Source organism: Mesorhizobium sp. LNJC394B00, from assembly GCF_000502555.1.
Classification (GTDB): Bacteria; Pseudomonadota; Alphaproteobacteria; order Rhizobiales; family Rhizobiaceae; genus Mesorhizobium.
This window is the reverse complement of the sequence record NZ_AYWH01000007.1, coordinates 406831-428665: the sequence shown is the minus strand read 5'-3', so window position 1 is coordinate 428665 and position 21835 is coordinate 406831. Positions and strand designations below refer to the sequence as shown.

Sequence of the window (21835 nt, the reverse complement as noted above, 5' to 3'; positions counted from 1 at the left end):
TTGGATGAACTCCTGGTCAGTCACATCATGGTGGCGGACATGTCGCCGTCATAGGCAGCCCTGACCAGCTGTCGCATCGCGGCAAGGTCGAACGGGCGGGGATTGTTCTTGATCAACCGGTCGATGCCCAGCGCCTGCTCAGCCGTCCAGTCGATCTTGTCTTCGGGAAGACCCAGTTCGGCCAATGTCGGTGTGATGCCGATGGCGCCAAACAGCCGGCTCACCTCACGGATGGTGGCGTGCGCCAAGGCATCGGCGCCGCCGCCCTGAAGGGAAAGGCCAAGAGCAGTGCCGACTTCCGCAATCTCCGCGGCTGCTGCGGCCAGATTGTAGGTCATCACATAGGGCAGCATGGTGGCCACTCCCAGGCCATGCGGGGTGTGGGTAAGCGCGCCGACGGGATACTGCACCGCATGGGCGGCGGCCGTTCCCGCCGTACCGAAGGCGCAACCGGCGGCCAGCGCTCCCATCATGACGTCGGCTCGCGCATCCTCGTCCGATCCGTCGCGATATGCCTTTTCGAGACTGCGGCCGAGCAGCCTGATGGCCAGAAGCGCGAAATGGTCGGTCAGAGCGCTCTTGCCGATGAACACGTGCTGTTGCGGCAAATGAGGGTCCGCGCCGCGTTTGGCCGCTGTGAAGGCCTCGATTGCGTGCGTCAGCGCGTCGGCGCCGGCGATCGCCGTCAAGGACGGTGGACAGGTCACCGTCAGATCCGGATCGCAAAGCGCCACTGCTGCGATGAGATGCGGACTGGCGATACCCACTTTCAGCGTCCGATCCGGGTCGGAGATCACGGCGACGGGGGTCACCTCGGAGCCTGTTCCAGCCGTCGTCGGCACTGCGATCACCGGAAGGGTAGGGCCGGGTACCTTGAACTCGCCATAGTAGTCCTCGAGCTTGCCGCCATGGCTGAGCAGAAGTGCAGCGCATTTGGCCATATCGAGGCAGCTGCCGCCCCCGATGCCGATCACCATGTCCGGCTTGAAATCTTTCGCTTGCGCAATGCAGGCGGCGACGCTGTCGCGCGGCACATCCGGCAGCGTTCGGTCGAAGACCAACGTCTCGATCGCCGCGTTGTGCAAGCCAGCGAGAATCTCGGCGAACTGCGACGTCGCCGCGAAGCGCTCATCGGTACAGACGAACGCGCGGCGCCCATATTTGGCGGCGATGGCAGGCAGGACATGGCGCTGGCCTTTGCCGAACAGAATCTCGCTCGGCAGGCGCGCCGCTGCAAACAAGCTCATGCACAAGATCCTGCGAAGACGGGTTGGAAGCCGACAGGCTTGGCTTCGTGCCAGAGGCCGACCTCGGCGCTGCAGGTCATGATCATGCGATGCCCTCTAATAAAATCGTATAGGATATAGGATTGAGTTTCGCGGAGCATCGTGTTAGTGGGTGGTTCTGTCAAGAGGCAAACGATGCAGAACACGGACCTGACGGTTGACAATGAAGCCCGTGCGACCGGTCGTATTCAGCGCGCCAACAGTCTGGCTGGCGACGTTTACGAAGCAATCTTCGCGCAGCTGATGTCTTTGAGGATTGCTCCGGGATCGCGCATCACCGTCGACAATCTCGTCAAGGAATTCAACGTCTCGCATACCCCCATTCGTGAGGCGCTTGGCAGGCTGGAGGGGGAAGGGCTGGTTCTGAAAACCCACCTGATCGGCTATCGCGCCGCCCCACAAATCACCCGCCGGCGCTTCGACGAGCTTTACGAGCTGCGTCTATTGCTTGAACCTGCCGCCGCGGCCAAAGCCACCGCAACAATGGACGGCGAGCGCCTTGCCGCGCTGCAGGAGGCGGCCGGCGTCATGGCTCGGCGGGTGGGGAAAGACGAACGCCTGCGCTATTCGAACTTCGCCCGTCAGGATGCGATCTTCCACGACAAGATCGTCGAGTTTGCCCAAAACGAACTCATTCGCGAGACACTGAATCACCAGCATACCCACTTCCATATCTTCCGCCTGATGTATCACTCCAGGGTGACCGAAGAGGCGCTCGACGAGCACGAGGCTATTCTCGCTGCCTTTGCCGCGGGCGATCCGGACGCCGCCGAAAAAGCCATGCGCGCGCACATCGAAAATTCGCGGGACAGGCTCCTGCCTGCGTTCGAGTAGCCTGGCGATGTTGCTTGTCAGAGGCACCCTCAAGCGCGGCGCGCCGCTGTCCGCCCAGCCTGCCGCCTACGAATTCTATTCCCCGTTCTGAGCCGATTTCGATCCCGGGAAGCGAGGCGCGCAGTGCACCTCGCCCCTGAAACAAGCCGAGAGGAAAAGACATGCCAGCCAAAAAAATCCTGATGCTGACCGGTGATTTCACCGAGGAGTACGAAATCTTCGTTTATCAGCAGGCGATGGAAGCGGTGGGACACACTGTTCATGTCGTGTGCCCCGACAAAAGCGCCGGAGACATGATCAAGACATCGCTGCACGATTTCGAGGGCGATCAGACCTACACCGAAAAGCCCGGCCATAACGCGCTGATCAACAAGACCTTCGCCGACGCCGAGAGGCAGCTGAGCCAGTACGACGCTGTCTATTGCGCCGGCGGTCGTGGCCCCGAATACATCCGCACCGACAAGCGGATACAAGCGATGGTGCGCCATTTCCATGAGGCAAAAAAGCCGATCTTCACGATCTGCCATGGCGTCCAGATTCTGATCGCGGTGGACGGCGTCGTGCGCGGCAAGAAGGTGGCGGCGCTCGCCGCTTGCGAGCCGGAGGTGACGCTTGCCGGCGGCACTTATATCGATTTGTCTCCCACCGACGCCTATGTCGATGGGACCATGGTTTCAGCCAAAGGCTGGACCGCGCTTGCGGCGTTCATCCGTGAATGCCTGAAGGTGCTGGGAACGGAAATCCACCATTCTTGAACCGTTTGTCCCGGCGCATCCCTGAGGGGATGCGCCGGCTCCCTCAACGGCGCGGCGACTTCCGTCATTTCATCAAGTTCAGATCAGGAACCTGCGGCAGGTGTGCTCCAGAACCTTGTGCCATCATCACCTCGGACGCCTTCAAGGCGCTGCCGCATCGCGTGCGTGCACCAGCGCGCCATCCTCGTTGAGCTTTCCCAGCTTGACGGATGCGAACCCGAGTTGATGGACTCAATGGGAGGTCGACATGAAGTCGGCGCCCGGGAGCTGTCAGGGCTTCACGAACCGAAAGGCGAAGCGATCGGTCTCGCCCTTGATCGCGGGATCGAACACCTTGATCGAGTGCGGGTCATCCTTATTCACCAGCACGGTGCTTTCCGCGTCCAGTACGAAGCCGGCCGCCTCCACCTCCTCGCGGACGAATGCAGGGTCGATCCGATGCAGCGACTGGGTGTCGCTCGTGCCCGACCCAGCGGCAGCGGCGTGGTCAACGATGACGTAGGACCCACCGGGTTTTAGCCGCTTGTAGACAGCTCGATTGAAGTCGGCCGCCGTCGCACCCTTCTTCTGGACCAGGGCGGTGTGAAGATCGTGGTAAAACACGTGCAGCCATAGGACATCGGCTGGCGGCGTGACCTTCGGCATCGCGACGAGATCCGCCGAGGCGGCTTCGACGTTCTCTCGGCTCGGCTCCTTCGCGAGCGTCCGCATGAGGCCGACCGGATCGTTCTTGAAGTGGGCGACTTCGGCCGGCACGAAGCTGTAGACCCGCCCCTCTGATCCGACGATGTCGGAGAAGAGGCGCGTCCAGTCTCCGTCGCCAGGGTAAACGTCGATCACGGTGGAGCCCGCCTCGATTCGTGCGAACCGGATTAAATCGGACACCTTGGATTGGTCGTACATCGAAATTTCCTAGTGGATATTCTTCTGGGTGCTCATACTGATTTCTCCATTTGCTCGGATCGGATCGGGCTTGATCCGATCCGAGTTCCGATCGCGTGCGTCGTCTCTTTGCCGGGGACGTCGCGCTCGTCAGTCGAATTTGACCAAGTCCTTGAAGATCAGATGACCCCAGCTGTTTCCGCGCGCCTGGACCAGCAGGCCACCTTCCGACACCCCGCCAAGCTTAATCGGCGCGAAACCGAGATTTTCCGCAAGCTCCCCAGTCTGTGTTGCGGCAGCATCATCGTCGCTTGCCAAGAACACGACCCTCCGGCCACCATGTACGGCCGGATCCTGATCAAGCACCGGGGCGACCAGATGGTTGAAGCCCTTGACCAGTTTTGCGCCAGAGAAGGCCTGCGCGATTAACTTGGAAGAAGGTTGTCCTCCCAGTTCCTCAGGGGGCACGCCATAGGCATTGGTCACATCGATGATCGTCTTCCCCTGCCAGGTGGGGAGCGCCTTCGCAACATTCGGGTGCGCCTCGAAGCGGACAGCCAAAAAGATGATGTCCGCCTTGATGGCTTCCGCCAGTTTTTTGGGGATGATGGTGGGTCCGATCGCGGCCGCATCGGCGGCAAAGCTTTCCGGGTCGCGTGTGGTTGCAACGGAAACTTCGATGCCGTTTCGGGCAAACGCCTTGGCAAGGGCCCGTCCGATATTGCCGAATCCTACGATTGCATAGTTCATAGTATTTCTCCGATCTGGTGCTAATGCCGGGGTCAGACTTGCGCCATGCCCCCATCGACGGCGAGATCCACGCCGGTGACGAAAGAACTTTCATCGGAGGCGAGGAACGTGACGGCAGCAGCGATTTCCTCTGGTTTGCCCCTGCGACCCATTGGGATCTGTGACGCAAACTGGGCGGCCGCTTGCTCGGCTTGCTCAGGAGTAAGGCCAGTCGTTGTCTCCAAGGCCGGCGTCGCGATTGGTCCCGGACTCATTGCATTGACGCGGATTTGCGGTCTTTGAATTCCAGTGTCCAAGCGCGGGCGAAGTTGCGTACAGCCGCCTTGCTCGCGGCGTAGGTACTAAACCCTGGAAGCCCCAACACGTTCGACACTGAAGAATTCAGGATGATCGAACCGCCGTCTTTGAACAGGGGAAGGGCCTTCTGCACGGTAAAGAACAGACCCTTCACGTTCACATCGAAGGTCTAATCAAAATGTGCCTCGGTAGCGACGGCGAGCGGTGCGACCGTCCCCGCGCCGGCGTTGGCGAAGAGAATGTCGATATGACCATGTTTCTCCTTCACGACGGCATAGAGGCGATCCAGATCTTCCAGGAGCGACACGTCACCCAGACCGTCGTAACGCTTTTCATGATGAAGGCTGCGGCCTCGTTCAGCTCTTTCTCTCTTCGCCCGGTAATCACGACGTGCGCTCCTTCTTCTACGAAGCGCTTGGCTGTGGCCAATCCGATCCCGCTGCTTCCGCCCGTGATGACTGCGATCTTGCCTTCGAGTTTTTTCATAATTCTTTGTCTTTCGTTGCGCACGGGCCAGGTACGGACCGCGCTGGGGGTCAGAGTTGAGCCAGGCCGCCGTCGACGGCGACCTCGCTGGCCGTCATGAAGCTGCTGTCCGGCGACGCGAGGAAGGCGGCCGCGGCGCCGATCTCCGCCGGATCGGCCATGCGCTGGAGCGGGGTCATCGCGCCGTAGGCCTTCTGGCCTTCCTCGCCTAACGCCTCCTTCGCGAGTTCGGTCNATGCGCTGGAGCGGGGTCATCGCGCCGTAGGCCTTCTGGCCTTCCTCGCCTAACGCCTCCTTCGCGAGTTCGGTCGCCGTCGCTCCGGGCGACAGCACGTTTACGCGGATGCCGGTGCCCTTCAGGTCTTCCGCCCAGGTCCGCGCCAGGTTGCGCACTGCCGCCTTGCTCGCGCTATAGGCAGTGAACCCCGGAGCGCCCGTGGTGCCGGCGCTCGACCCGGTCAGGATGATCGAACCGCCCTGGCTCATCAGCGGCAGCGCCTTCTGGACCGTGAAGATCGTACCCTTCACATTGGTGTCGAAGGTTTCGTCAATGTGCCTGGCGGTGATCTGCCCGAGCGGAAGCGGACTTCCCGCCCCGGCATTGGCGAAGACGATATCGAGGCTTCCGCGCTCGGCCTTCACCGCAGCGTAGAGTCGGTCGAGGTCGGCCTCATCCGAGACCGAGCCCTTAACCGCGCGGGCACTAGGCCCAAGGTCAGCCACGGCGGCGTCGAGCGCTTCCTGCCGGCGGCCGAAGATGAAGACGAAGGCGCCCTCCTCGATAAAGCGCTTGGCTGCGGCGCGGCCGATGCCCGTAGCGCCGCCGGTTATCACAGCGGTCTTTCCATTCAGTCTGTTCATGTCATGCATCCTTCGTTTCGCCGCCTCGTGTCTTTGGCTGCACGGGAAAGCCCCGCGAGAGCCTCAAGATGGGTTCGCCGAAGTCGGGCGGTGAGTGCGCAATCGCGCACATCGCTGGTGCGAAAACGATCCAGCTAGATGATTGAAGGCCACGATGACCGCACGAACTACGGCTGATCGTGTTAGTATGGGCTTTGCAAGCCGCACTGCGCTGCGCAGGAATGCACCATGATCGACTGGGATGACGTTCGCTACTTTCTTGCCGCCGCGCGCGGAGGCTCGGTGCGTGCCGCCGCCGCGCGCCTCGGTGTGAACCACTCGACCGTGCTGCGACGCATCGCTCAGCTCGAGGAACGCCTCGGGGCGCAGATGTTCGAAAAGCTGCCTTCCGGCTACCGCCTGACGGCTGCGGGCGAAGAGGTCCTCGATCTCGCGACCCAGATGGAAGCGTCGTCGCACCAGCTGGAGACGCGCGTCTTCGGTCGTGACCAGAGCGCGCGCGGACTTTTGCGGGTGACGCTTCCACCGTTCCTCGCCACACACCTGCTCATGCCGGATCTCGCCGACTTCGCGCGTTTGCATCGCGACATCGAGATGGAAATCTTGTCGTCCGGTGAGCTGGCAAATCTGACCAACCGAGAGGCCGACGTCGCGATCCGCATTGTCGCCGACCGCAAGACCCTGCCGCTCAATCTTCACGGCCTGAAGGGACCGGAGCTGTTCAGCGGCGTCTACATGTCTCGCGATCGACTAGCCGCGTGGCGTGCGGGCACGCCTGATCCTATCCGATGGATAGGCATAGACAATCATGGAATTCCGGACTGGGCGCGCGAGGGAGAAGTTCACGTCACGGGAGTACCGTTCAGGACACCTGACGCCGAGACGCAGATCATCGCGGCGCACCAAGGGATTGGGATAACGAAACTGCCGTGCTTCGTCGGAGATACCGACCCCCTGCTGGTGAGGGTGCCGGGGATCGACGTGCCCATGCATGGGACACTGTGGCTTCTCACGCAAGGCGAGACACGCAAGACGAAGCGGGTGCGGCTCTTCACCGAGTTCGTATCCCGCAGGCTCGCCGCGTACGCTCCGCTTCTCTCGGGGCTGTCCATATCGCGCGACTGACGCCCGGCAGATCCGCCGGCAACGCTTCCCGCAATCCGGGTGGAAGCCGAGCTGCGATCGCTTGAAGCGGCGTGTTCAATCCGCGAATCCAGTGGGAGTAGGGAAACGGCGGCAGTAGCGTAGAGGTACCAGCCTAAGCTCGACCTCTTCCCACACCATGATCAGACAACGATGCCACCGTCTTCAGCGCGCCATCGAGCATGTCGCCTTTCTCGTCTTTCAGCGCAGCTTCGCGCAACCGCCTGATCCAGTCGGCAGCGTCATCGCGGCTCCTGACCAGATCGAGCGCCGACAGCACGCGATCGAATTTGGACTGGGCGCGGAGGTGGGTGTCGCTGTAGCCCTTGATCAGCCGGCGGCAGTTCAAGATTTCGACGGCGAGCGCGTAGTCCTGAGGCGCGTGGCTGAGCGCCAGCGCATACCAGCGCTCCAGATGCGCCGTCTCGACCTTGTGGCGCAACAGGCGCCGCCGCCAGCGGCGCAGGCCGCCAATCAACCAGAGGACCGCAAAGCCGGCAAAGCTGTCGGTGCGGATGCGCCGGCCGCGATTGATGCGCCGGTCGAGAAAGCCGGCAAGTTTCGGCCGGTTCTCGATGTAGCTGCCCAACCCCGCCGGCAAGGTGCCGCAGAACTCCTCGATGCGCGGATGGAAAAATTCGGTCACCTGCAGGATGGAGCCGTCCTTGACGCCCACCTCCTTGCGCACCCGCCGGTCACGCGTCGAACGTGTCTTGAGATCGGCGACGCGGATCATGTCGTCGTAGCACAGCGCGTTGGCCAGATGCTTGGCGGCAGCGATGGACAATGCATGGGCATGTTCAGCGCTATCCAGCGCGACCGCCTGGTCGAGCCGGTCGAGATACTCGCCGCCATAGGAGATGTCCTGGTAGTCGACGATCTTTCTCAGGCCCCGGAGCGCCATGTCGCGGACCGCCGCGGGCATCAGGTCGATGCGGGCGGCCAGTGCCTGCCAACCCTGCAGCAGGTTCTGCGGACCGCTCACGCGCCCTGCACCCGGAGCGGGGTCGACCGTGGCCGGTTCTGCCGGCTCTGACGCGGGGACCGTCGTACCGCGCGCGTGGTCGTAGGCAACGGCGAAGGCAGCGAGGCTGGCTTTCGCGCCCCGGCCGCCGGCGCCGATCGCTTGCTCATAGCTTTCACGCCTGAACGGCAATGCGTCGGAGCCGGCCAGCGCGCCAAGCAGACTGGCGGAAATCATCGAGCCATTGTCGGCGGCGATCTTTTCCATGTCGAAGGCGATGAAGCGTTTCGATGCAGCTTCCGCCGTCGCGTGTACCTTCGAAGACGAGGCCCGGCCGTCACCCGGCTCGATCTTTTCCGACACCGCGGCAATGCGATGCGAAGAAGCAATGAGCGTGGTGCGATCGGGCGTCACGAAGCCCCTGATGATGGCGCGGCCGGCTTCCATCAGCTCGGCGGCGATCAGTATGTCGACGTCGCCCTGCGAAGGCGACAGGGCAAAGACCGGCAGCCGGCCGGTGTCGCGGGCCATCTCGACGTAATAGATCGTAGCGCCGGTGCGCTGGGCGACGCCGGCGACGGAGGTCGATTGCGCGACGTAACCATTGCGCTCGGCGACATCGGTGATCCAGTCGGCGAGCACACCGCCGCCCTGGCCACCGACCGCGAGCAAAGCGAGTTTGATCACCGGCTCGGTATCGGCGGCACCGGATTTCGGACGCAAGGGCGAAGCCTGGTCAAGCATCGGCGAACGTCAACCTGCGGCTCTCGCGGCGGCGCTGCATCAGGCCGATCGCGGCGCGGCGAGCGCTTTCCAGGAAACGGTCCCAGCGGCCCGGATTGTGCACGACATCGGCGCGGTAGAAGGATGGGCACAGCACGGCGGCGTCCGCCACCTCGCCGCAATTGCCGCAGCCGACGCAGCTCTGGTCGATCGATGCCACCGGATCGTCACGCAACGGATCGTCGAGCGATTTCACCGACAGCGACGGGCAGCCGGACAGCCGCATGCAGGCGTGGTCGCCGGTGCAGATGTCCTCGTCGACCCCGAATTTCGGCTTGACGACACGGGTCCCTCCCTTGATCGCCTTGTCGACCAGCGGCTTTTCGCGACGCTGGCGGTTGAGCATGCATTCGGAAGAGGCGACGATGACCTTTGGTCCCTTTTCCTCCGTCGTCAGCGCCTCGCGCAGCGTGTCCTGCATCTTGCCGACATCGTAGGTGCGGTCGATGTGGCGCAGCCATTTGACGCCCATGCCCTTCACCGCTTCGGTGATCGGATGCTTGGTCGACTTGGTCTTGTTGCCCGCGCGCGACGACAGGATGTCCTGCCCACCGGTGGCGGCGGAGTAAAAATTGTCGACGATGACGATGACGCCGTCGTTCTTGTTGAAGACCGCGTTGCCGATCGAGGAGGTCAGGCCATTGTGCCAGAAGCCGCCATCGCCGACGAAAGAGATCGACCGCCGTTTGGCGTCGGGCGAATTGAACGCCGATGCCGATGCCGGCCCCAGCCCGTAGCCCATGGTGGTGGCGCCGAGCTCGAAAGGCGGCATGATCGAGAACAAATGGCAGCCGATGTCGGATGCGATGTGATGGTTCCCGAGTTCCTGCTCGACCAGCTTTGTCGCAGCAAAGATCGGCCGCTCCGGGCAACCGATGCAGAAGCCCGGCGGACGGCCCGGCACGACGTTTATCAGGTCGGCGGTGTCGACGCCGTCGCCGACCTTGTTGGGCGCGCGCACCTCGCCCGGCAAGAGATGCGGGGATTCGGCGCGCAGGAAGGCGCCAATGCCGTCGAGCATGACCTGGCCGGTATATTCGCCGGCCATCGGCAGATACTCCTTGCCGACCAGCCTGGTACCGCGCCCGGCCTTGTGCAGCATGGCGGCAAAGGCTTGCTCGATGTAGTTGGGCTGGCCCTCCTCGACCACGAGCACCGCCTGCTTGCCTTCGCAGAAGGTGAGGAACTCGTCGTCAATCAGCGGATAGACGGCGTTGAGAACGTAGAGCGGCACATCCGTCTCGCCATAGGTGTCGGCAAGGCCGAGCCGCTGCAAGGCGCGGATGACCGAATTGTACATGCCGCCCTGCATGACGATGCCGACCGAGCCATGGTCCGAACCGAAGAACTCGTTGATCTTGTTCCTCGCGATGAAATCGACCGCCGCCGGCCAGCGTTTTTGCACCTTCTCCTTCTCGTGCAGGAAGGAGGCGGGCGGCAGCACGATGCGGCCGGTGTCGCGGCGCGGCGCGTCGAGCGCATCGGCCACCGTCATCGGCGGGCGCTTGTTGTCCTTGGCTATGAAGTGCCCGTGGACGTGGCAGCAGCGGATGCGCACCTGCAGCATCACCGGCGTATTGGACGCTTCGGACAGCTCGAAACCATCCTCGACCGCCTTGACGATCGAAGGCAGGTTCGGGCGCGGGTCGAGCAGCCAGACCTGGCTTTTCATGGCGAAGGCATGGCTGCGCTCCTGCATGATCGAGGAACCCTCGCCATAATCCTCGCCGACGATGATCAGCGCGCCGCCGGTAACGCCACCGGAGGCAAGGTTGGCGAGCGCGTCGGACGCGACATTGGTGCCGACAGTCGACTTGAAGGTCGCCGCGCCACGGATCGGATAATGCACCGAGGCAGCGAGCATGGCGGTGGCGGTGGCTTCCGAGGCGCTCGCCTCGAAATGCACCCCGAGTTCGCCCAGAATGTCCTGTGCGTCGGCCAGCACGTCCATCAGATGGCTGATCGGCGCGCCCTGGTATCCGCCGACATAGCCGACGCCGCATTGCAGCAGCGCCTTGGTGATGGCGAGAATGCCTTCGCCGGCAAATTCCTCGCCAGCGCCGAGCCTGAGTTTTTCGACTTCCTTGGCAAAAGACCGTTCGGCCATTTTTCCAACCTTCCGTTGCCGCCGAAACTTGGCAGCGCGTACGTCTAGATTTCGTGCTTGCGAATGTTCTTGAGCATCTTCAAGAGCGTCGCGATCAGTGCTGCATATTCGGCATCGTCAATATCGTCGAACATTGCCTCGAAGGCGTCATGCATAGCCGGCCAGGCGCGGGTGAACTCTGCGCGGCCCTCATCGGTGAGGAAGACATGGCGGATGCGGCTGTCGGTGACGCCTTGCTCGCGTCGCACAAAGCCTTGTCCCTCCAGCGTGTCGAGCGTGCGGCTCAAGGTCGACTGCTCTATGACGGTGTAGACCGAGAGGTCGTTGACGGTGACGCCGTCGGTGACCGACAGCACGGCCAGCGTGCGGACCTGCGGAATAGTCAGGCCCTGCTTGCGGAAATCGTCACGCAAGGTGGCGTTGTAGCGGCCCATGATGCGGTTCATCAGATAGGGCGCGAATTGCTGCAGGCCGATCTGGCCAAGCGTCGAAATGCGCTGGCGTTTTTCTGCGACCTTCTGCTCCATCACAGCCTGCCCGCCAGAAGAAAGCCGGAGCCGCCGCCGAGCCCTGCACCCGGATGGGTGGAGGCGCCGATGTGATAGAGGTTTTTGATGCCGGTCTGATGGTTGCGGCTGGTCTTGAACGGCCGCCACAGGAACGACTGGTCGATGGTGGACGACCCGCCATACGGGTCGCCGCCGACCAGATTGATGTTCATCGCTTCGAGATCGGCCGGTGAATAGGCGCGGCGCGCAATCACGCTGCCCTTGAAGCCATCGATGTGGCTGGCGAGAATGGTTTCGACGCGGTCGGCGTAGGCTTCACGCAGCGCCTCGGTCCATTGTCCGTCAGCCGGTGCATGCAGCGTGCCTGCGGCGTCGCCCTTGATGTGCCTGGGCGCCTCGGGCAGTTGCAGCCACAGGATCGCCTTGCCCTCCGGGCAGCGCGACGGATCGAGCGCATGCGGCTGGCCGACGCAGATGGTCGGCACTTCGGGCAGCATGCCGCGCGCCGCCTCGTTGCAGGCTTTCGAGACGCCATCGAGCCCCGGCGTCAGGTGCAACAATGCCACCTGGTCCAGGCCAGCACCGCGCCATGCCGGCGGCTTGTTCAGCGCATAGTGAATCTGGAAATTGCCTTTGCCGTAGCGATATTTCTGTGTCGCTTCGACATCGGCCTTGGGAGCCTCGCTGCCGAGCAACCGGTGGTAAAGCTGCGTCGGCGTGACCGAACAGATGACGCTCTTGTTTGCTGTAATCGTTTCGCCCGAGGCGAGCCGTACGCCGGTCGCGCGGCCACCGCTCTGGACGATCGAGGCGACATCGGCGACGGTACGGATGTCGCCACCACGTTCCCTTATCAGAGCTTCGAAGGCGGTGAGCAGGGTCTTCGCTCCACCCTTGACGATCGGCGCCCCGGCCGCTTCCAGCGCGAAGGCAATGACCTTGGCGATCTGCCCTGAGAAGGCGTCTTCCGGTCCGAGCCCGGCGTGCAGCACCCAGGGCGCCCACAGCGCGCGGATTGTCTCGGACCGATAGGTGCTTTCCAGCCAGCTGCGCGCCGGCACCAGTGCTTCGCCGAGAAAGGCGGCAAGGCCGCGTGGGCTGCGCCGCCAGGCATCGCCGGCCAGCAGTTTCGCCGTCGGATAGGACCACAGGCTGCCGCCGAGCAGGCCGAACAACAGGCCGGCATTGCGCTCGATGCCGCTGACATCGTCCGCATGCCGGTCGCCATCGTCGGCGGCAATCGCATTGATTGCCGCGACATTGGCGGCGCGGTTGGTGGTGAGCACTGCATGACTGCCGTCCGGCCGCAGCACGCCAGTTGGCGTGCCGGTGTGGCAGAATTCCAGCCCGTGCCTGGCGAGATCGCCGCCCAACGCCGCAAAAGCCGGCGAGGTGATGAACAGCACGAAGGTGGTTGCCATCACGTCATGGATAAAGCCGGGAGCGGTGATCTCCTCGGTACGCACGCAGCCGCCGATGCGGTCATTGCGCTCGAGGACGAGCACACGCGCCCCTTTGCCGCCGAGCATCGCCGCGCAGACCAGCGCGTTGATGCCGCTGCCAACGATGATGTGATCCGGCTGGCTCACCTTGGCGTGCTTTCACCTAGCCGTTGGATACAAGCGCCAGCGCGCGGATAGGGCTGCCGGTGCCATGCTCGATCTTGAGCGGTGCGGCGATCAGGATGGCGCCCTTTGGAGGCAACTGGTCGAGGTTGCAGAGGCTGGCGAGGCCATAGCGGTTCGCCTTGTGCATCAGCGTGTGGGCTGGAAATGGCGGCTCCATCCCGCCTGCCTTGCCGGCATCGGTGCCGATCGTCTCTGAGCCCCAGCCCTTGATATCCTTGCTGATCAGGAACTGGATGGCTTCGGCTGTCGGACCTGGCGTATGTGGGCCGGTTTCGTTGGCGTTGAGGAATTCGGCTTCCGAGCCATTGCGCTTATACCAGTCGGTGCGCATCACCACCCACTCCCCGGCGTTGATGGCGCCATGCTTGGCTTCCCACGCCTTGATGTGGTCGACGGTGAGCAGGAAGTCGTGGTCAGCGGCGGCTTCCTTCGAGCAGTCGATGACGTTGACCGGACCAATGAAATTCTGCGCCGGAATGGTGTCGGTGGCGCCGTCCGGATAGTCCTTGCCGCTGATCCAATGCTGCGGCGCATCGAAATGCGTGCCCGAATGCTCCCCAAGCTTCAGCCAGTTCCATGCCCACCACGGGCCGTTCTTGTCATAACGGGAGATGTTATGGATCTCGACCTTTGGCGTGTCGACGGCAAGCTCCGGCGGCAGCTTGATAAGAGGCGTGTCGGGTCCGAGTTGCGCAGAGAGGTCGACCACCCTGATGGCGCCTGAAAGCAGCTGGCCGGCGACTTCGCCGAGGAGTTTTTGCGTGTCCATGGTCTGAAGTTCCCTCTTTCTGGTGAAGATCAAGGCTCGTCTCGGCCCTTAATATCCTACTAGACGAAAACATATGCATCTGCAATTATCTTTAAGCATAAAGGAAATGGGAACGGGGCGTGAGCGAGTTCGACGCCATCTTTGTCGGGGCGGGCCACAACAGTCTGGCATGCGCCGCGCATCTGGCGCTGAAAGGCTGGAAAACCGGGATTTTCGAGCGCAGCGCAGCAATCGGCGGTGCCGTCCAGACCCACGAATACACCCTCCCAGGGTTCCGGCACGATTTCGGTGCAATGAATCTGAGCCTGTTTGCCGGCTCCGCCTTCCACCGGAAATATGCAAATGAATTGAAAGCGCAGGGTCTTGAGTTCGCGCCGGTCGCCGACTGTTTCGCCAGCGCCTTTCCGGACGGACGCTGGTTCGGCGTCAGCAATAACTTGGAAAGGACTGCCACGCGGCTGGCCGCGTTCTCCGCCGCCGATGCCGCGACGTGGCGCAAGCTCGTTGCCGCCTTTCCTGCTGAGGCCGAGCATCTGTTCCGGCTGCTGGGATCGCCGATGAGTGCCCGCGCGCTTGCCGGCACCGCCTGGAACCTGTGGCGCAAGAAGGGCATGTCAGGCGCGCTCGATACCGGCCGGCTTTTGCTGTCGTCACCTCGCGCCTGGCTGGAGGAGACCTTCGAGTCGCCTTATGTGCGGGCAACGCTTGCCACCTGGGGCATGCATCTCGATTTCGCACCCGACATCGCCGGCGGCGCCGTGTTCCCCTATCTGGAATCGATCGCCAACCAGAGCTTTGGCATGGTGCTAGGCAAGGGCGGCGCCGACACCATCATCCGGGCGCTGGCAGGTATGGTCACCTCGGCGGGCGGCACGATCGTCACCGGGGCGGAAGTTGCCGAGATCACCGTTGCCGGCGGCAAGGCATCGGGCGTGCGACTCGCTTCAGGTGAGACACATACGGCCACCAAGGCAGTGATTGCCGGCGTCGCGCCCAAGGCGTTGAGCGGCAGGTTGCTACCCAACGGTTCCGGCGACGCCGGCTTCGACACGGCGATGCAGAAATTTCGGCACGCGCCGGGCACGATGATGATCCATCTGGCGCTCGACGACCTGCCCGATTGGCGCGCCGGCGCGGAGCTTCGGCAGTTCGCTTATGTGCATCTGTCGCCGTCGCTCGACGCGATGTCGCGCACCTATCAGCAGGCGATGGCGGGCATGCTGCCGGACGAACCGGTGCTGGTCGTCGGCCAGCCGACCGCGATCGATCCGTCGCGCGCGCCTCAGGGCAAGCATGTGCTGTGGGTGCAGGTGCGCATGCTGCCTGCCGAAATCCTGGGCGATGCGGCAGGCAGGATCGCGCCCGCGCATTGGGATCAGGTCAAGGATGCCTACGCCGAGCGCGTGCTCGACATCATCGAGATATACGCACCCGGACTGCGCCCGAAAATCCTCGGCCGTGCAGTGTTCTCGCCAATCGACCTCGAGCGTGAGAACCCCAATCTCGTCGGTGGCGACCAGGTCTGCGGCAGCCACCATCTGGCACAGAATTTCCTGTTCCGCCCGGCGCGCGGTTATGCCGGCTGGAACACGCCGGTCGGCAATCTGCATCTCATAGGCGCCGCGACATGGCCCGGCGCCGGCACCGGCGCGGCCTCCGGCTTCATGCTCGCGCAACAGCTTGGCGGGAGGTAGCTCGCAAGATTTCATGAAGGCGACGAGAGGCAAGGCGCTGCTGCCCACGAAGCCCGGATCGATAAACTGATAGTGCCGCGCAAAGACAACAAAACCAACAAGGGGAACGACCATGACAATCAACAGACGAGAATTGCTGGGATACAGTGCCGCGGCACTTGGGGTGGCGGCGATCGGCCTGCCTGAGATCGCCAAGGCGGCAGCGGGCGAGCTGACCATCGCCTATAACGTCAACCTGCCGTCCTGGGATCCGACCACCGGACCCTCGGCCGTCAACCCGACGATCCAGGGCCTCTACCAGTCGGTGTTCGACCAGTTCATTCCGCAAAAGCCGGACCTGTCCTTTGCGCCTGGCCTGCTCACCGAATGGGGCTGGAACGAGGATCGCACCAAGGTGACGATGACGGTGCGCGAAGGCGTGACCTGGCATGACGGCTCGCCCTTCACGCCCGAGGACGTGGTCTGGTCGCTGCAGCGGGCGGGCGACGAAAAGACCGGCAATCCGATCCAGTTCGTCTGGAAGAACGTCAACAATTTCAAGATCGACGGCAACAAGATCACCGGCGACGTCGTGCAGTTCGATCCGGTCTACTTTAAATGGATGTCGTTCCTGACCGGCTACATCCTGCCGAAGGCCTATTATGAGAAGGTCGGCGCCGAAGGTTTCGAGAAGGCGCCGATCGGCACCGGCCCTTACATGGTGGAAAAATTCGAGCGAAATGCTTTCCTCCGACTGAAGGCCAACCCGCACTATTGGGGCGACAAGCCGGCCTTCGAGAATGTGACGATCAAGTTCGTCACTGATGCGGCGAGCCGCGTTGCCGAAATCGAATCCGGTTCCTCGCAGGTGACGCTGGAGGTCCCCTATGAAGAGTATGACCGGCTGATCGCCAAGGACGGGCTTGCCGGCTCGTGCAAGCCCGTTTCCGACATCGGCATGATCTTCTTCAACGACATCGAAGCGATGCTGGACAAGAACGTCCGCCAGGCCGCCGTCATGGCTGTGGACAAGGAGCTTCTGGTCAAGCGGCTGCTGCGCGGCTATGGCCAACCGATCGCTACGCTGGAGACCCCGGAGTACACGGCCTTCGACGCCTCGATCAAGGTCGAGCACAATCCGGAAAAGGCCAAGGAGCTGCTCGCGGCTTCCGGCTATTCGCCGGAAAAACCGGTCAAGTTCACCATCCAGACGACCAAGGGCTTCAAGCCCAAGGATTATGAGATGATCCAGGCGATCGTCGGCATGTGGCGTAAGGTCGGCATCGAGGCGACGATCGAGGTCTACGAGATCGCCAAGCACTATGAACTGCGCGCCGCCGACAAGCTGGCGCCGGCCGCCTTCTACAATTGGGGCAACGCCATCGGCGACCCGACGACGTCGACGGGTTTTGCCATGTATGGGCCGAGCCCGCACTCGGTGTGGGACAGCCAGGATCTGATCGACATGATCAATCCGCTCTGGGGCGAGAAGGACGAGGCCAAGCGCATCGCCGGCTGGAAGGCTGTCGACAAGTATATCGCCGCGCAGGCCTATGTGCTGCCGCTGATTCAGTATGCGCAACCGATCGTGCATGCCAAGGGCGTCAACGTGGTGCAGCATGTGTCCGGCGCGCTGCTGCCGGCGCTGATGACCCCGGCCTGATATCGGCTTGTGGGCGCCACCCTTCGCTGAGCGGCCCCCTCATCCGGCCCCTTCGGGCCACCTTCTCCCCCTGGGGAGAAGAGACCAGCTCAGCCGTCCGTGACCTCTTCTCCCCTCGGGGAGAAGGTGGCCGCGAAGCGGACGGATGAGGGGGCTCTTCGTTAGAAACGCACTGGGCCTACACCAGAATGCTCCTGCAACGATTCCTGATCCGTCTGCTGACGATGCTGATTACGCTGTTCGGCGTGGCTGTCGTCGTCTTCGTCGTGATCCGCGTTGCGCCCGGTGACCCGATCGCCATGCTGCTGCCGCCCGGTGCGACGAATGCCGACATCGACCGGCTGCGTGCACTTTACGGGCTCGACAAGACCATCGTGCAGCAATTCTTCATCTGGCTGTCCGGTGTTGTCAGGGGCGATTTCGGTACCTCGATTTCGCTCCGGCAAGATGTGCTCAGCCTTGTCTTCAATCGTTTGCCGGCAACGCTGGAACTCGCCATCATCGCGCTCGTCATGGCGGTTGGGCTCGGCGGCACGACGGCGATCCTCGGAGCCCGTGAGCGCGGGACGGCGGTCGAAGCCGGCATCGATATCGCCAGCGGCGCAGCCCTTTCCATTCCCGATTTCCTGTGGGGCCTGGTGCTGATCCTTTTGTTTGGCGTGCTGGTGCCGATCTTCGATATCTCCGGCCGCGTGTCGCCGCAGCTCGACCTGCCCTTCGTCACCCAGTTCTATTTCTTCGAGAGCTTGCTTCGGCTGCGCTTCGACCTGACCTGGGATCTGCTGAAACACATGCTGATGCCGGCAGTAGCCTTGGCATTGCCGCTGGCGGCAATCATCGCGCAGTTGCTGAAACAGTCGCTGAAGGAAGTGCTTGACCTCGACTATGTCGTGCTGGCCCGGGTGAAGGGGTTTTCGGAAACGCAGGTTATCCTGCGCGAGGCGCTGAAGAACGCTGCCTTGCCGACACTGACTCTCGTCGGCGTCCAGTTCACCTTCCTTGTCGGCGGCACGGTCATCGTCGAGCGGCTGTTTTCCTACGAAGGGCTCGGCAACATGGCGATCGATGCCGTCATCAACCGCGACCTGCCGCTGATCCAAGGCATCGTGCTGGTGTTCGCGCTGCTGTTCGTGCTGATCAATCTTGGCGTAGACATGATGTACGCGCTGCTCAATCCGAGGCTGCGCCATGGATGAGGCACGCATCGCCCGGCGCGGACTCGGCCCGAGGCTGTGGCTGGCCGGCGGCTGGCTGCTGCTGGCGCTGCTGGCCGCGATCTTCGCGCCGCTGGTCGCACCGCAGGACCCGCTGGCGCAAGACCTGATGCTGGAACGGCTGCCGCCATTCTGGATGAGTGGTGCGGAATCCGGCTATTGGCTGGGCACCGACAGCCTCGGCCGCGACCTTCTCTCCCGCCTGATCTTCGGCGGCCGCATCGCCTTCATCGTCGCTTTTGCGGCGGCGATTGCCGCCTGCCTCGTTGGCTCGACACTCGGACTGGTCGCCGGCTATTTCGGTGGCTGGGCCGACCGGATCATTTCGCGCATCGTCGATGTCTGGATGGCGTTTCCGCCGGTGCTGTTCGCCATCCTGCTGGTCGCGGTGCTCGGCACTGGCCTCAGCTCCGTCATCCTCGCCATCGCCATCATCGACTGGACGCGCTTCTGCCGCGTGATCCGCGCCGAAGCGATGGGCCAGTCGCGCATGGACTATGTCGAGAACGCCCGCATCGCCGGCTATGGCCGCATCGGCATCATGCTGCGCGAGGTGCTGCCTAATGTGGTGCCGTCAGTCGTGGCGCTGCTGTCGCTGGAAATGGGCATCGCCGTCATCGTCGAGGCGATCCTGTCCTTCGTCAATCTGTCGATCTCGACCGACGATCCGACCTGGGGCGGCATCATCGCCGAGGGTCGGCTGTCGATCCACCAGGCCTGGTGGGTGCTGGTGTTTCCGCTGATCACGCTGATCCTTACCGTGCTGTCGTTCAGCCAGTTCGGCGAGGCGCTGAAGACGCGCTTCGATCCGGTGCTGCGATGAGCGCTTGCCTGGATATTGCCAATCTGAGCGCCGTGCTGCCGAACGGCCAGCGCGTGCTGCGCTCGGTGTCGCTCTCCGTGCAGCGGGGTGAGGTGCGTGCTCTTGTCGGCGAGAGCGGCGCCGGCAAGACGATGATCGGCAAGGCGGTGCTCGGTGTGCTGCCGTCAAGCGTGCGCATCGTCGAAGGCGCCATGCAGCTCGAAGGCGAAGACCTCGGCAGGCTGCAGCCCAAGGCAAGGCGCACGCTGATCGGCGCCCGCACGGCGCTGATCCCGCAAGATCCGTTGACTGCGCTCAACCCGTCGCGCCGCATCGGTCCGCAGATGACTGACCGGCTGGTGCGCATTCTCGGCTGGAACGGTGACAAGGCGGACAAGCGTATCCGGCAATTGTTGGATGAGGTGCAGATCCGCGATCCCGACCGGGTGCTGAAATGCTATCCGCACGAGCTGTCCGGCGGCATGCGCCAGCGCGTGCTGATCGCCGCCGCCTTCGCCGCCGAGCCACGGCTGATCGTGGCCGACGAGCCGACAACCGCGCTCGACGTTACCGTGCAAAAGCAGATCCTGCGACTGATCGCCGAGCTGCAGCGCGAGCATGGCACCGCGATCCTGTTCGTCACCCACGATCTCGGCGTCGTTGCAAAGATCAGCCAGCAAGTGTCTGTGCTCTACGCCGGCAAGGTGGTGGAAGAGGCTGACACAGCCGCTCTCTTCGCCGCGCCTGAGCATCCCTATACGCGGGCATTGATGGCCGCTACGCCGCGCTATACGGATCCCTTTGCCTCGCTGATGCCGGTGGACGAGACCGTGCTGGCCGGGCTTGCCGCTGAGATCGATGCGGCAGACCAGGCGTGGAGGCGGCCGCATGGTTGAGCCGCTGTTTTCCGTGCGCGGGCTGAAGGTGGCGCTGCCCGACATGACCCGCAAGCCGCTGATCGGCCGCGCGCCGCTGGCCGAGATTTTGAAAGGCCTGGATTTCGATTTGCCGAGAGGTTCGGTGACCGGCATCGTCGGTGAATCCGGGTCCGGAAAATCGACGCTCGGCCGCACGCTTGTCAGACTTCTGGAGCCGAGCGTCGGCAGCATCCATTTCGAGGGCCGCGATATCGCCCATCTGCCGGATGCAGAGCTGCGACCTCTGCGCCGCGACCTGCAGATGATCTTCCAGGATCCGATGTCGTCGCTCAACCCGCGTCGCACCATCGCCAGCATCATTGCCGCACCGCTCAAGCAGAATGGGCTTGGCGACAGGCTTAGGGAACGCGTCGCCGAGGCATTGCATCGCGTCGGCCTGCCGCAAAGCTTCGCCAGCCGCTATCGGCATGAACTGTCGGGCGGCCAGCGCCAGCGCGTCGGCATTGCGCGCGCACTGGCGCTGTCGCCGAAATTCGTGCTGGCCGACGAGATCGTCTCCGGCCTCGACGTGTCGACGCAAGCGCAGATCCTCACCTTGCTGGAGAAGCTTGCAGCGGAGATGGGGCTGACCGTCGCCTTCATCAGCCACGATCTGTCGGTGATCAGGCGGCTCTGCCAACAAGTCATCGTCATGCGCGAAGGCAGGATCGTCGAGGCGAGCGCCACCGATGCGCTGTTCGACAATCCCAAGGAGACCTACACGCGCGACCTGCTTGCCGCCATTCCGCTGCCCGAGATCGATGCGGACTGGCTGCGGCCAGCGGCGAAAGCGCCGGAATAGGATTGTTCATCTGCACGCCCAACAGCGGGCCTCGGACGTGCAGAAGAGCAAAATCAGCCCGCGAACGGAGGGTAACATGAACTATGCAGCCCGCGGCACGATGCTTGCCGCGATCCTGTTCGGCTCGATGGGAGCGGCCTCGGCCGATTCGATCCCCGGCATGCGCGGCGACGACCACACCGGCATAACGGTTCCCGACATGAAGCAGGCGGTCGACTTCTTCACTGAGGTCGTCGGTTGCAAGAAGGCGATGTCGTTCGGGCCCTTTGCCGACGACAAGGGCACCTTCATGCAGGATCTTCTGGGCGTCGATCCGAAGGCTGTCATCGAGCAGGTCACCATGGTGCGTTGCGGCTATGGATCGAACATCGAGCTGTTCAAATACACCGCGCCTGACCAGAAGGATTTGACGCCGAAGAACAGCGATATCGGCGGCTTCCACATTGCCTTGTATGTCGATGATGTCGCCGCGGCGAAAGCCTATCTCGATGGCAAGGGTGTGAAGACGCGGATGGGGCCGCTGCCGGTCAAGGAAGGTCCGGCCGCCGGCCAGACCATCCTCTATTTCCAGGCGCCATGGGGATTGCAACTGGAGGCGATCAGCTATGCCGATGGGATGGCCTATGAGAAGGGCGCCGAGACCGTTCTGTGGAGCCCGAAGAACCCGGAGAAGTGATTTCCGGAGCGTGCTTGCGGGACCGATCCACAAG

Annotated in this window: 18 protein-coding genes and 2 pseudogenes; 10 read left to right on the top strand and 10 right to left on the bottom strand. The window is 63.1% G+C overall.

Annotated elements, in window-relative coordinates; genetic code table 11:
• Nucleotides 1-20: 20 nt before the first annotated feature.
• Entirely contained in the window at nucleotides 21-1247 is a 1227-nt protein-coding gene (locus X751_RS141635) for an iron-containing alcohol dehydrogenase (protein WP_023745680.1), read from the bottom strand.
• A gap of 174 nt (nucleotides 1248-1421) precedes the next feature.
• Between X751_RS141635 and X751_RS141640 the strand changes: the two genes are divergently transcribed.
• Nucleotides 1422-2120 (top strand): GntR family transcriptional regulator, encoded by a 699-nt coding sequence (locus X751_RS141640; RefSeq protein ID WP_023667782.1) that lies wholly within the window; start codon nucleotides 1422-1424, stop codon nucleotides 2118-2120.
• 161 nt (nucleotides 2121-2281) lie between these two features.
• Complete coding sequence (locus X751_RS141645; RefSeq protein WP_023686902.1) at nucleotides 2282-2875, top strand: DJ-1/PfpI family protein; 594 nt, start codon at nucleotides 2282-2284, stop codon at nucleotides 2873-2875.
• A gap of 270 nt (nucleotides 2876-3145) precedes the next feature.
• Here X751_RS141645 and X751_RS141650 read toward each other — a convergent pair whose 3' ends face one another.
• From X751_RS141650 to X751_RS01000000164070, 4 genes and pseudogenes are all read right to left on the bottom strand, one after another.
• A complete protein-coding gene (locus X751_RS141650) occupies nucleotides 3146-3778 on the bottom strand; it encodes a class I SAM-dependent methyltransferase (protein WP_023745679.1) in 633 nt (210 codons plus the stop codon).
• Between the two features lie 129 nt (nucleotides 3779-3907).
• Complete coding sequence (locus tag X751_RS141655) at nucleotides 3908-4507, bottom strand: NADPH-dependent F420 reductase (protein WP_023732290.1); 600 nt, start codon at nucleotides 4505-4507, stop codon at nucleotides 3908-3910.
• A gap of 32 nt (nucleotides 4508-4539) precedes the next feature.
• Nucleotides 4540-5290 (bottom strand): annotated as a pseudogene (locus X751_RS01000000164075) (glucose 1-dehydrogenase).
• A 50-nt stretch (nucleotides 5291-5340) separates the two neighbouring features.
• Nucleotides 5341-6151, bottom strand: a pseudogene (locus X751_RS01000000164070) (SDR family oxidoreductase).
• Nucleotides 6152-6379: 228 nt separating this feature from the next.
• Between X751_RS01000000164070 and X751_RS141660 the strand changes: the two are divergent.
• Entirely contained in the window at nucleotides 6380-7276 is an 897-nt protein-coding gene (locus tag X751_RS141660; protein ID WP_023745674.1) for a LysR family transcriptional regulator, read from the top strand.
• A gap of 133 nt (nucleotides 7277-7409) precedes the next feature.
• Here the strand turns inward: X751_RS141660 and X751_RS141665 are convergent, their stop codons facing one another.
• The 5 genes from X751_RS141665 to X751_RS141685 are packed head-to-tail and all read right to left on the bottom strand — an operon-like array spanning nucleotide 7410 to nucleotide 14054.
• Nucleotides 7410-9002, bottom strand: a complete 1593-nt coding sequence (locus X751_RS141665; protein WP_023745673.1) for an indolepyruvate oxidoreductase subunit beta family protein — start codon at nucleotides 9000-9002, stop codon at nucleotides 7410-7412.
• Entirely contained in the window at nucleotides 8995-11148 is a 2154-nt protein-coding gene (locus X751_RS141670) for an indolepyruvate ferredoxin oxidoreductase subunit alpha (RefSeq protein ID WP_023745672.1), read from the bottom strand. The genes X751_RS141665 and X751_RS141670 overlap by 8 nt, the downstream gene beginning before the upstream one ends.
• Nucleotides 11149-11192: 44 nt before the next feature.
• Nucleotides 11193-11675 (bottom strand): MarR family transcriptional regulator, encoded by a 483-nt coding sequence (locus tag X751_RS141675; RefSeq protein ID WP_023745671.1) that lies wholly within the window; start codon nucleotides 11673-11675, stop codon nucleotides 11193-11195.
• On the bottom strand, nucleotides 11675-13246 hold the full coding sequence (locus X751_RS141680; RefSeq protein WP_023699870.1) for an NAD(P)/FAD-dependent oxidoreductase: 1572 nt from the start codon (nucleotides 13244-13246) through the stop codon (nucleotides 11675-11677). Before X751_RS141680 ends, X751_RS141675 begins: the two co-directional genes overlap by 1 nt.
• A gap of 16 nt (nucleotides 13247-13262) precedes the next feature.
• Nucleotides 13263-14054 (bottom strand): cyclase family protein, encoded by a 792-nt coding sequence (locus tag X751_RS141685; RefSeq protein WP_023708108.1) that lies wholly within the window; start codon nucleotides 14052-14054, stop codon nucleotides 13263-13265.
• 119 nt (nucleotides 14055-14173) lie between these two features.
• Between X751_RS141685 and X751_RS141690 the strand changes: the two genes are divergently transcribed.
• From X751_RS141690 to X751_RS141720, 7 genes are all read left to right on the top strand, one after another.
• Nucleotides 14174-15748 (top strand): NAD(P)/FAD-dependent oxidoreductase, encoded by a 1575-nt coding sequence (locus tag X751_RS141690; RefSeq protein WP_023745670.1) that lies wholly within the window; start codon nucleotides 14174-14176, stop codon nucleotides 15746-15748.
• A gap of 112 nt (nucleotides 15749-15860) precedes the next feature.
• Nucleotides 15861-17390: an ABC transporter substrate-binding protein gene (locus X751_RS141695; protein WP_031247204.1), complete on the top strand. Its 1530-nt coding sequence runs from the start codon at nucleotides 15861-15863 to the stop codon at nucleotides 17388-17390.
• Between the two features lie 188 nt (nucleotides 17391-17578).
• A complete protein-coding gene (locus X751_RS141700; protein WP_023745668.1) occupies nucleotides 17579-18586 on the top strand; it encodes an ABC transporter permease in 1008 nt (335 codons plus the stop codon).
• Nucleotides 18579-19427 (top strand): ABC transporter permease, encoded by an 849-nt coding sequence (locus tag X751_RS141705; protein WP_023710062.1) that lies wholly within the window; start codon nucleotides 18579-18581, stop codon nucleotides 19425-19427. The genes X751_RS141700 and X751_RS141705 overlap by 8 nt, the downstream gene beginning before the upstream one ends.
• Nucleotides 19424-20302: an ABC transporter ATP-binding protein gene (locus X751_RS141710; RefSeq protein ID WP_023710061.1), complete on the top strand. Its 879-nt coding sequence runs from the start codon at nucleotides 19424-19426 to the stop codon at nucleotides 20300-20302. The genes X751_RS141705 and X751_RS141710 overlap by 4 nt, the downstream gene beginning before the upstream one ends.
• Complete coding sequence (locus tag X751_RS141715) at nucleotides 20295-21125, top strand: ATP-binding cassette domain-containing protein (RefSeq protein WP_023710060.1); 831 nt, start codon at nucleotides 20295-20297, stop codon at nucleotides 21123-21125. The genes X751_RS141710 and X751_RS141715 overlap by 8 nt, the downstream gene beginning before the upstream one ends.
• 76 nt (nucleotides 21126-21201) lie before the next feature.
• Entirely contained in the window at nucleotides 21202-21801 is a 600-nt protein-coding gene (locus tag X751_RS141720; RefSeq protein ID WP_023745667.1) for a VOC family protein, read from the top strand.
• Nucleotides 21802-21835 lie beyond the last annotated feature (34 nt).

Excerpts from the sequence above, each read along its gene's own strand:
- X751_RS141635 (WP_023745680.1), bottom strand. The coding sequence starts at position 1,247 with ATGAGCTTGTTTGCAGCGGCGCGCCTGCCGAGCGAGATTCTGTTCGGC.
- X751_RS141640 (WP_023667782.1), top strand. The coding sequence starts at position 1,422 with ATGCAGAACACGGACCTGACGGTTGACAATGAAGCCCGTGCGACCGGT.
- X751_RS141645 (WP_023686902.1), top strand. The coding sequence starts at position 2,282 with ATGCCAGCCAAAAAAATCCTGATGCTGACCGGTGATTTCACCGAGGAG.
- X751_RS141650 (WP_023745679.1), bottom strand. The coding sequence starts at position 3,778 with ATGTACGACCAATCCAAGGTGTCCGATTTAATCCGGTTCGCACGAATC.
- X751_RS141655 (WP_023732290.1), bottom strand. The coding sequence starts at position 4,507 with ATGAACTATGCAATCGTAGGATTCGGCAATATCGGACGGGCCCTTGCC.
- X751_RS141660 (WP_023745674.1), top strand. The coding sequence starts at position 6,380 with ATGATCGACTGGGATGACGTTCGCTACTTTCTTGCCGCCGCGCGCGGA.
- X751_RS141665 (WP_023745673.1), bottom strand. The coding sequence starts at position 9,002 with ATGCTTGACCAGGCTTCGCCCTTGCGTCCGAAATCCGGTGCCGCCGAT.
- X751_RS141670 (WP_023745672.1), bottom strand. The coding sequence starts at position 11,148 with ATGGCCGAACGGTCTTTTGCCAAGGAAGTCGAAAAACTCAGGCTCGGC.
- X751_RS141675 (WP_023745671.1), bottom strand. The coding sequence starts at position 11,675 with ATGGAGCAGAAGGTCGCAGAAAAACGCCAGCGCATTTCGACGCTTGGC.
- X751_RS141685 (WP_023708108.1), bottom strand. The coding sequence starts at position 14,054 with ATGGACACGCAAAAACTCCTCGGCGAAGTCGCCGGCCAGCTGCTTTCA.
- X751_RS141695 (WP_031247204.1), top strand. The coding sequence starts at position 15,861 with ATGACAATCAACAGACGAGAATTGCTGGGATACAGTGCCGCGGCACTT.
- X751_RS141700 (WP_023745668.1), top strand. The coding sequence starts at position 17,579 with ATGCTCCTGCAACGATTCCTGATCCGTCTGCTGACGATGCTGATTACG.
- X751_RS141705 (WP_023710062.1), top strand. The coding sequence starts at position 18,579 with ATGGATGAGGCACGCATCGCCCGGCGCGGACTCGGCCCGAGGCTGTGG.
- X751_RS141710 (WP_023710061.1), top strand. The coding sequence starts at position 19,424 with ATGAGCGCTTGCCTGGATATTGCCAATCTGAGCGCCGTGCTGCCGAAC.
- X751_RS141715 (WP_023710060.1), top strand. The coding sequence starts at position 20,295 with ATGGTTGAGCCGCTGTTTTCCGTGCGCGGGCTGAAGGTGGCGCTGCCC.
- X751_RS141720 (WP_023745667.1), top strand. The coding sequence starts at position 21,202 with ATGAACTATGCAGCCCGCGGCACGATGCTTGCCGCGATCCTGTTCGGC.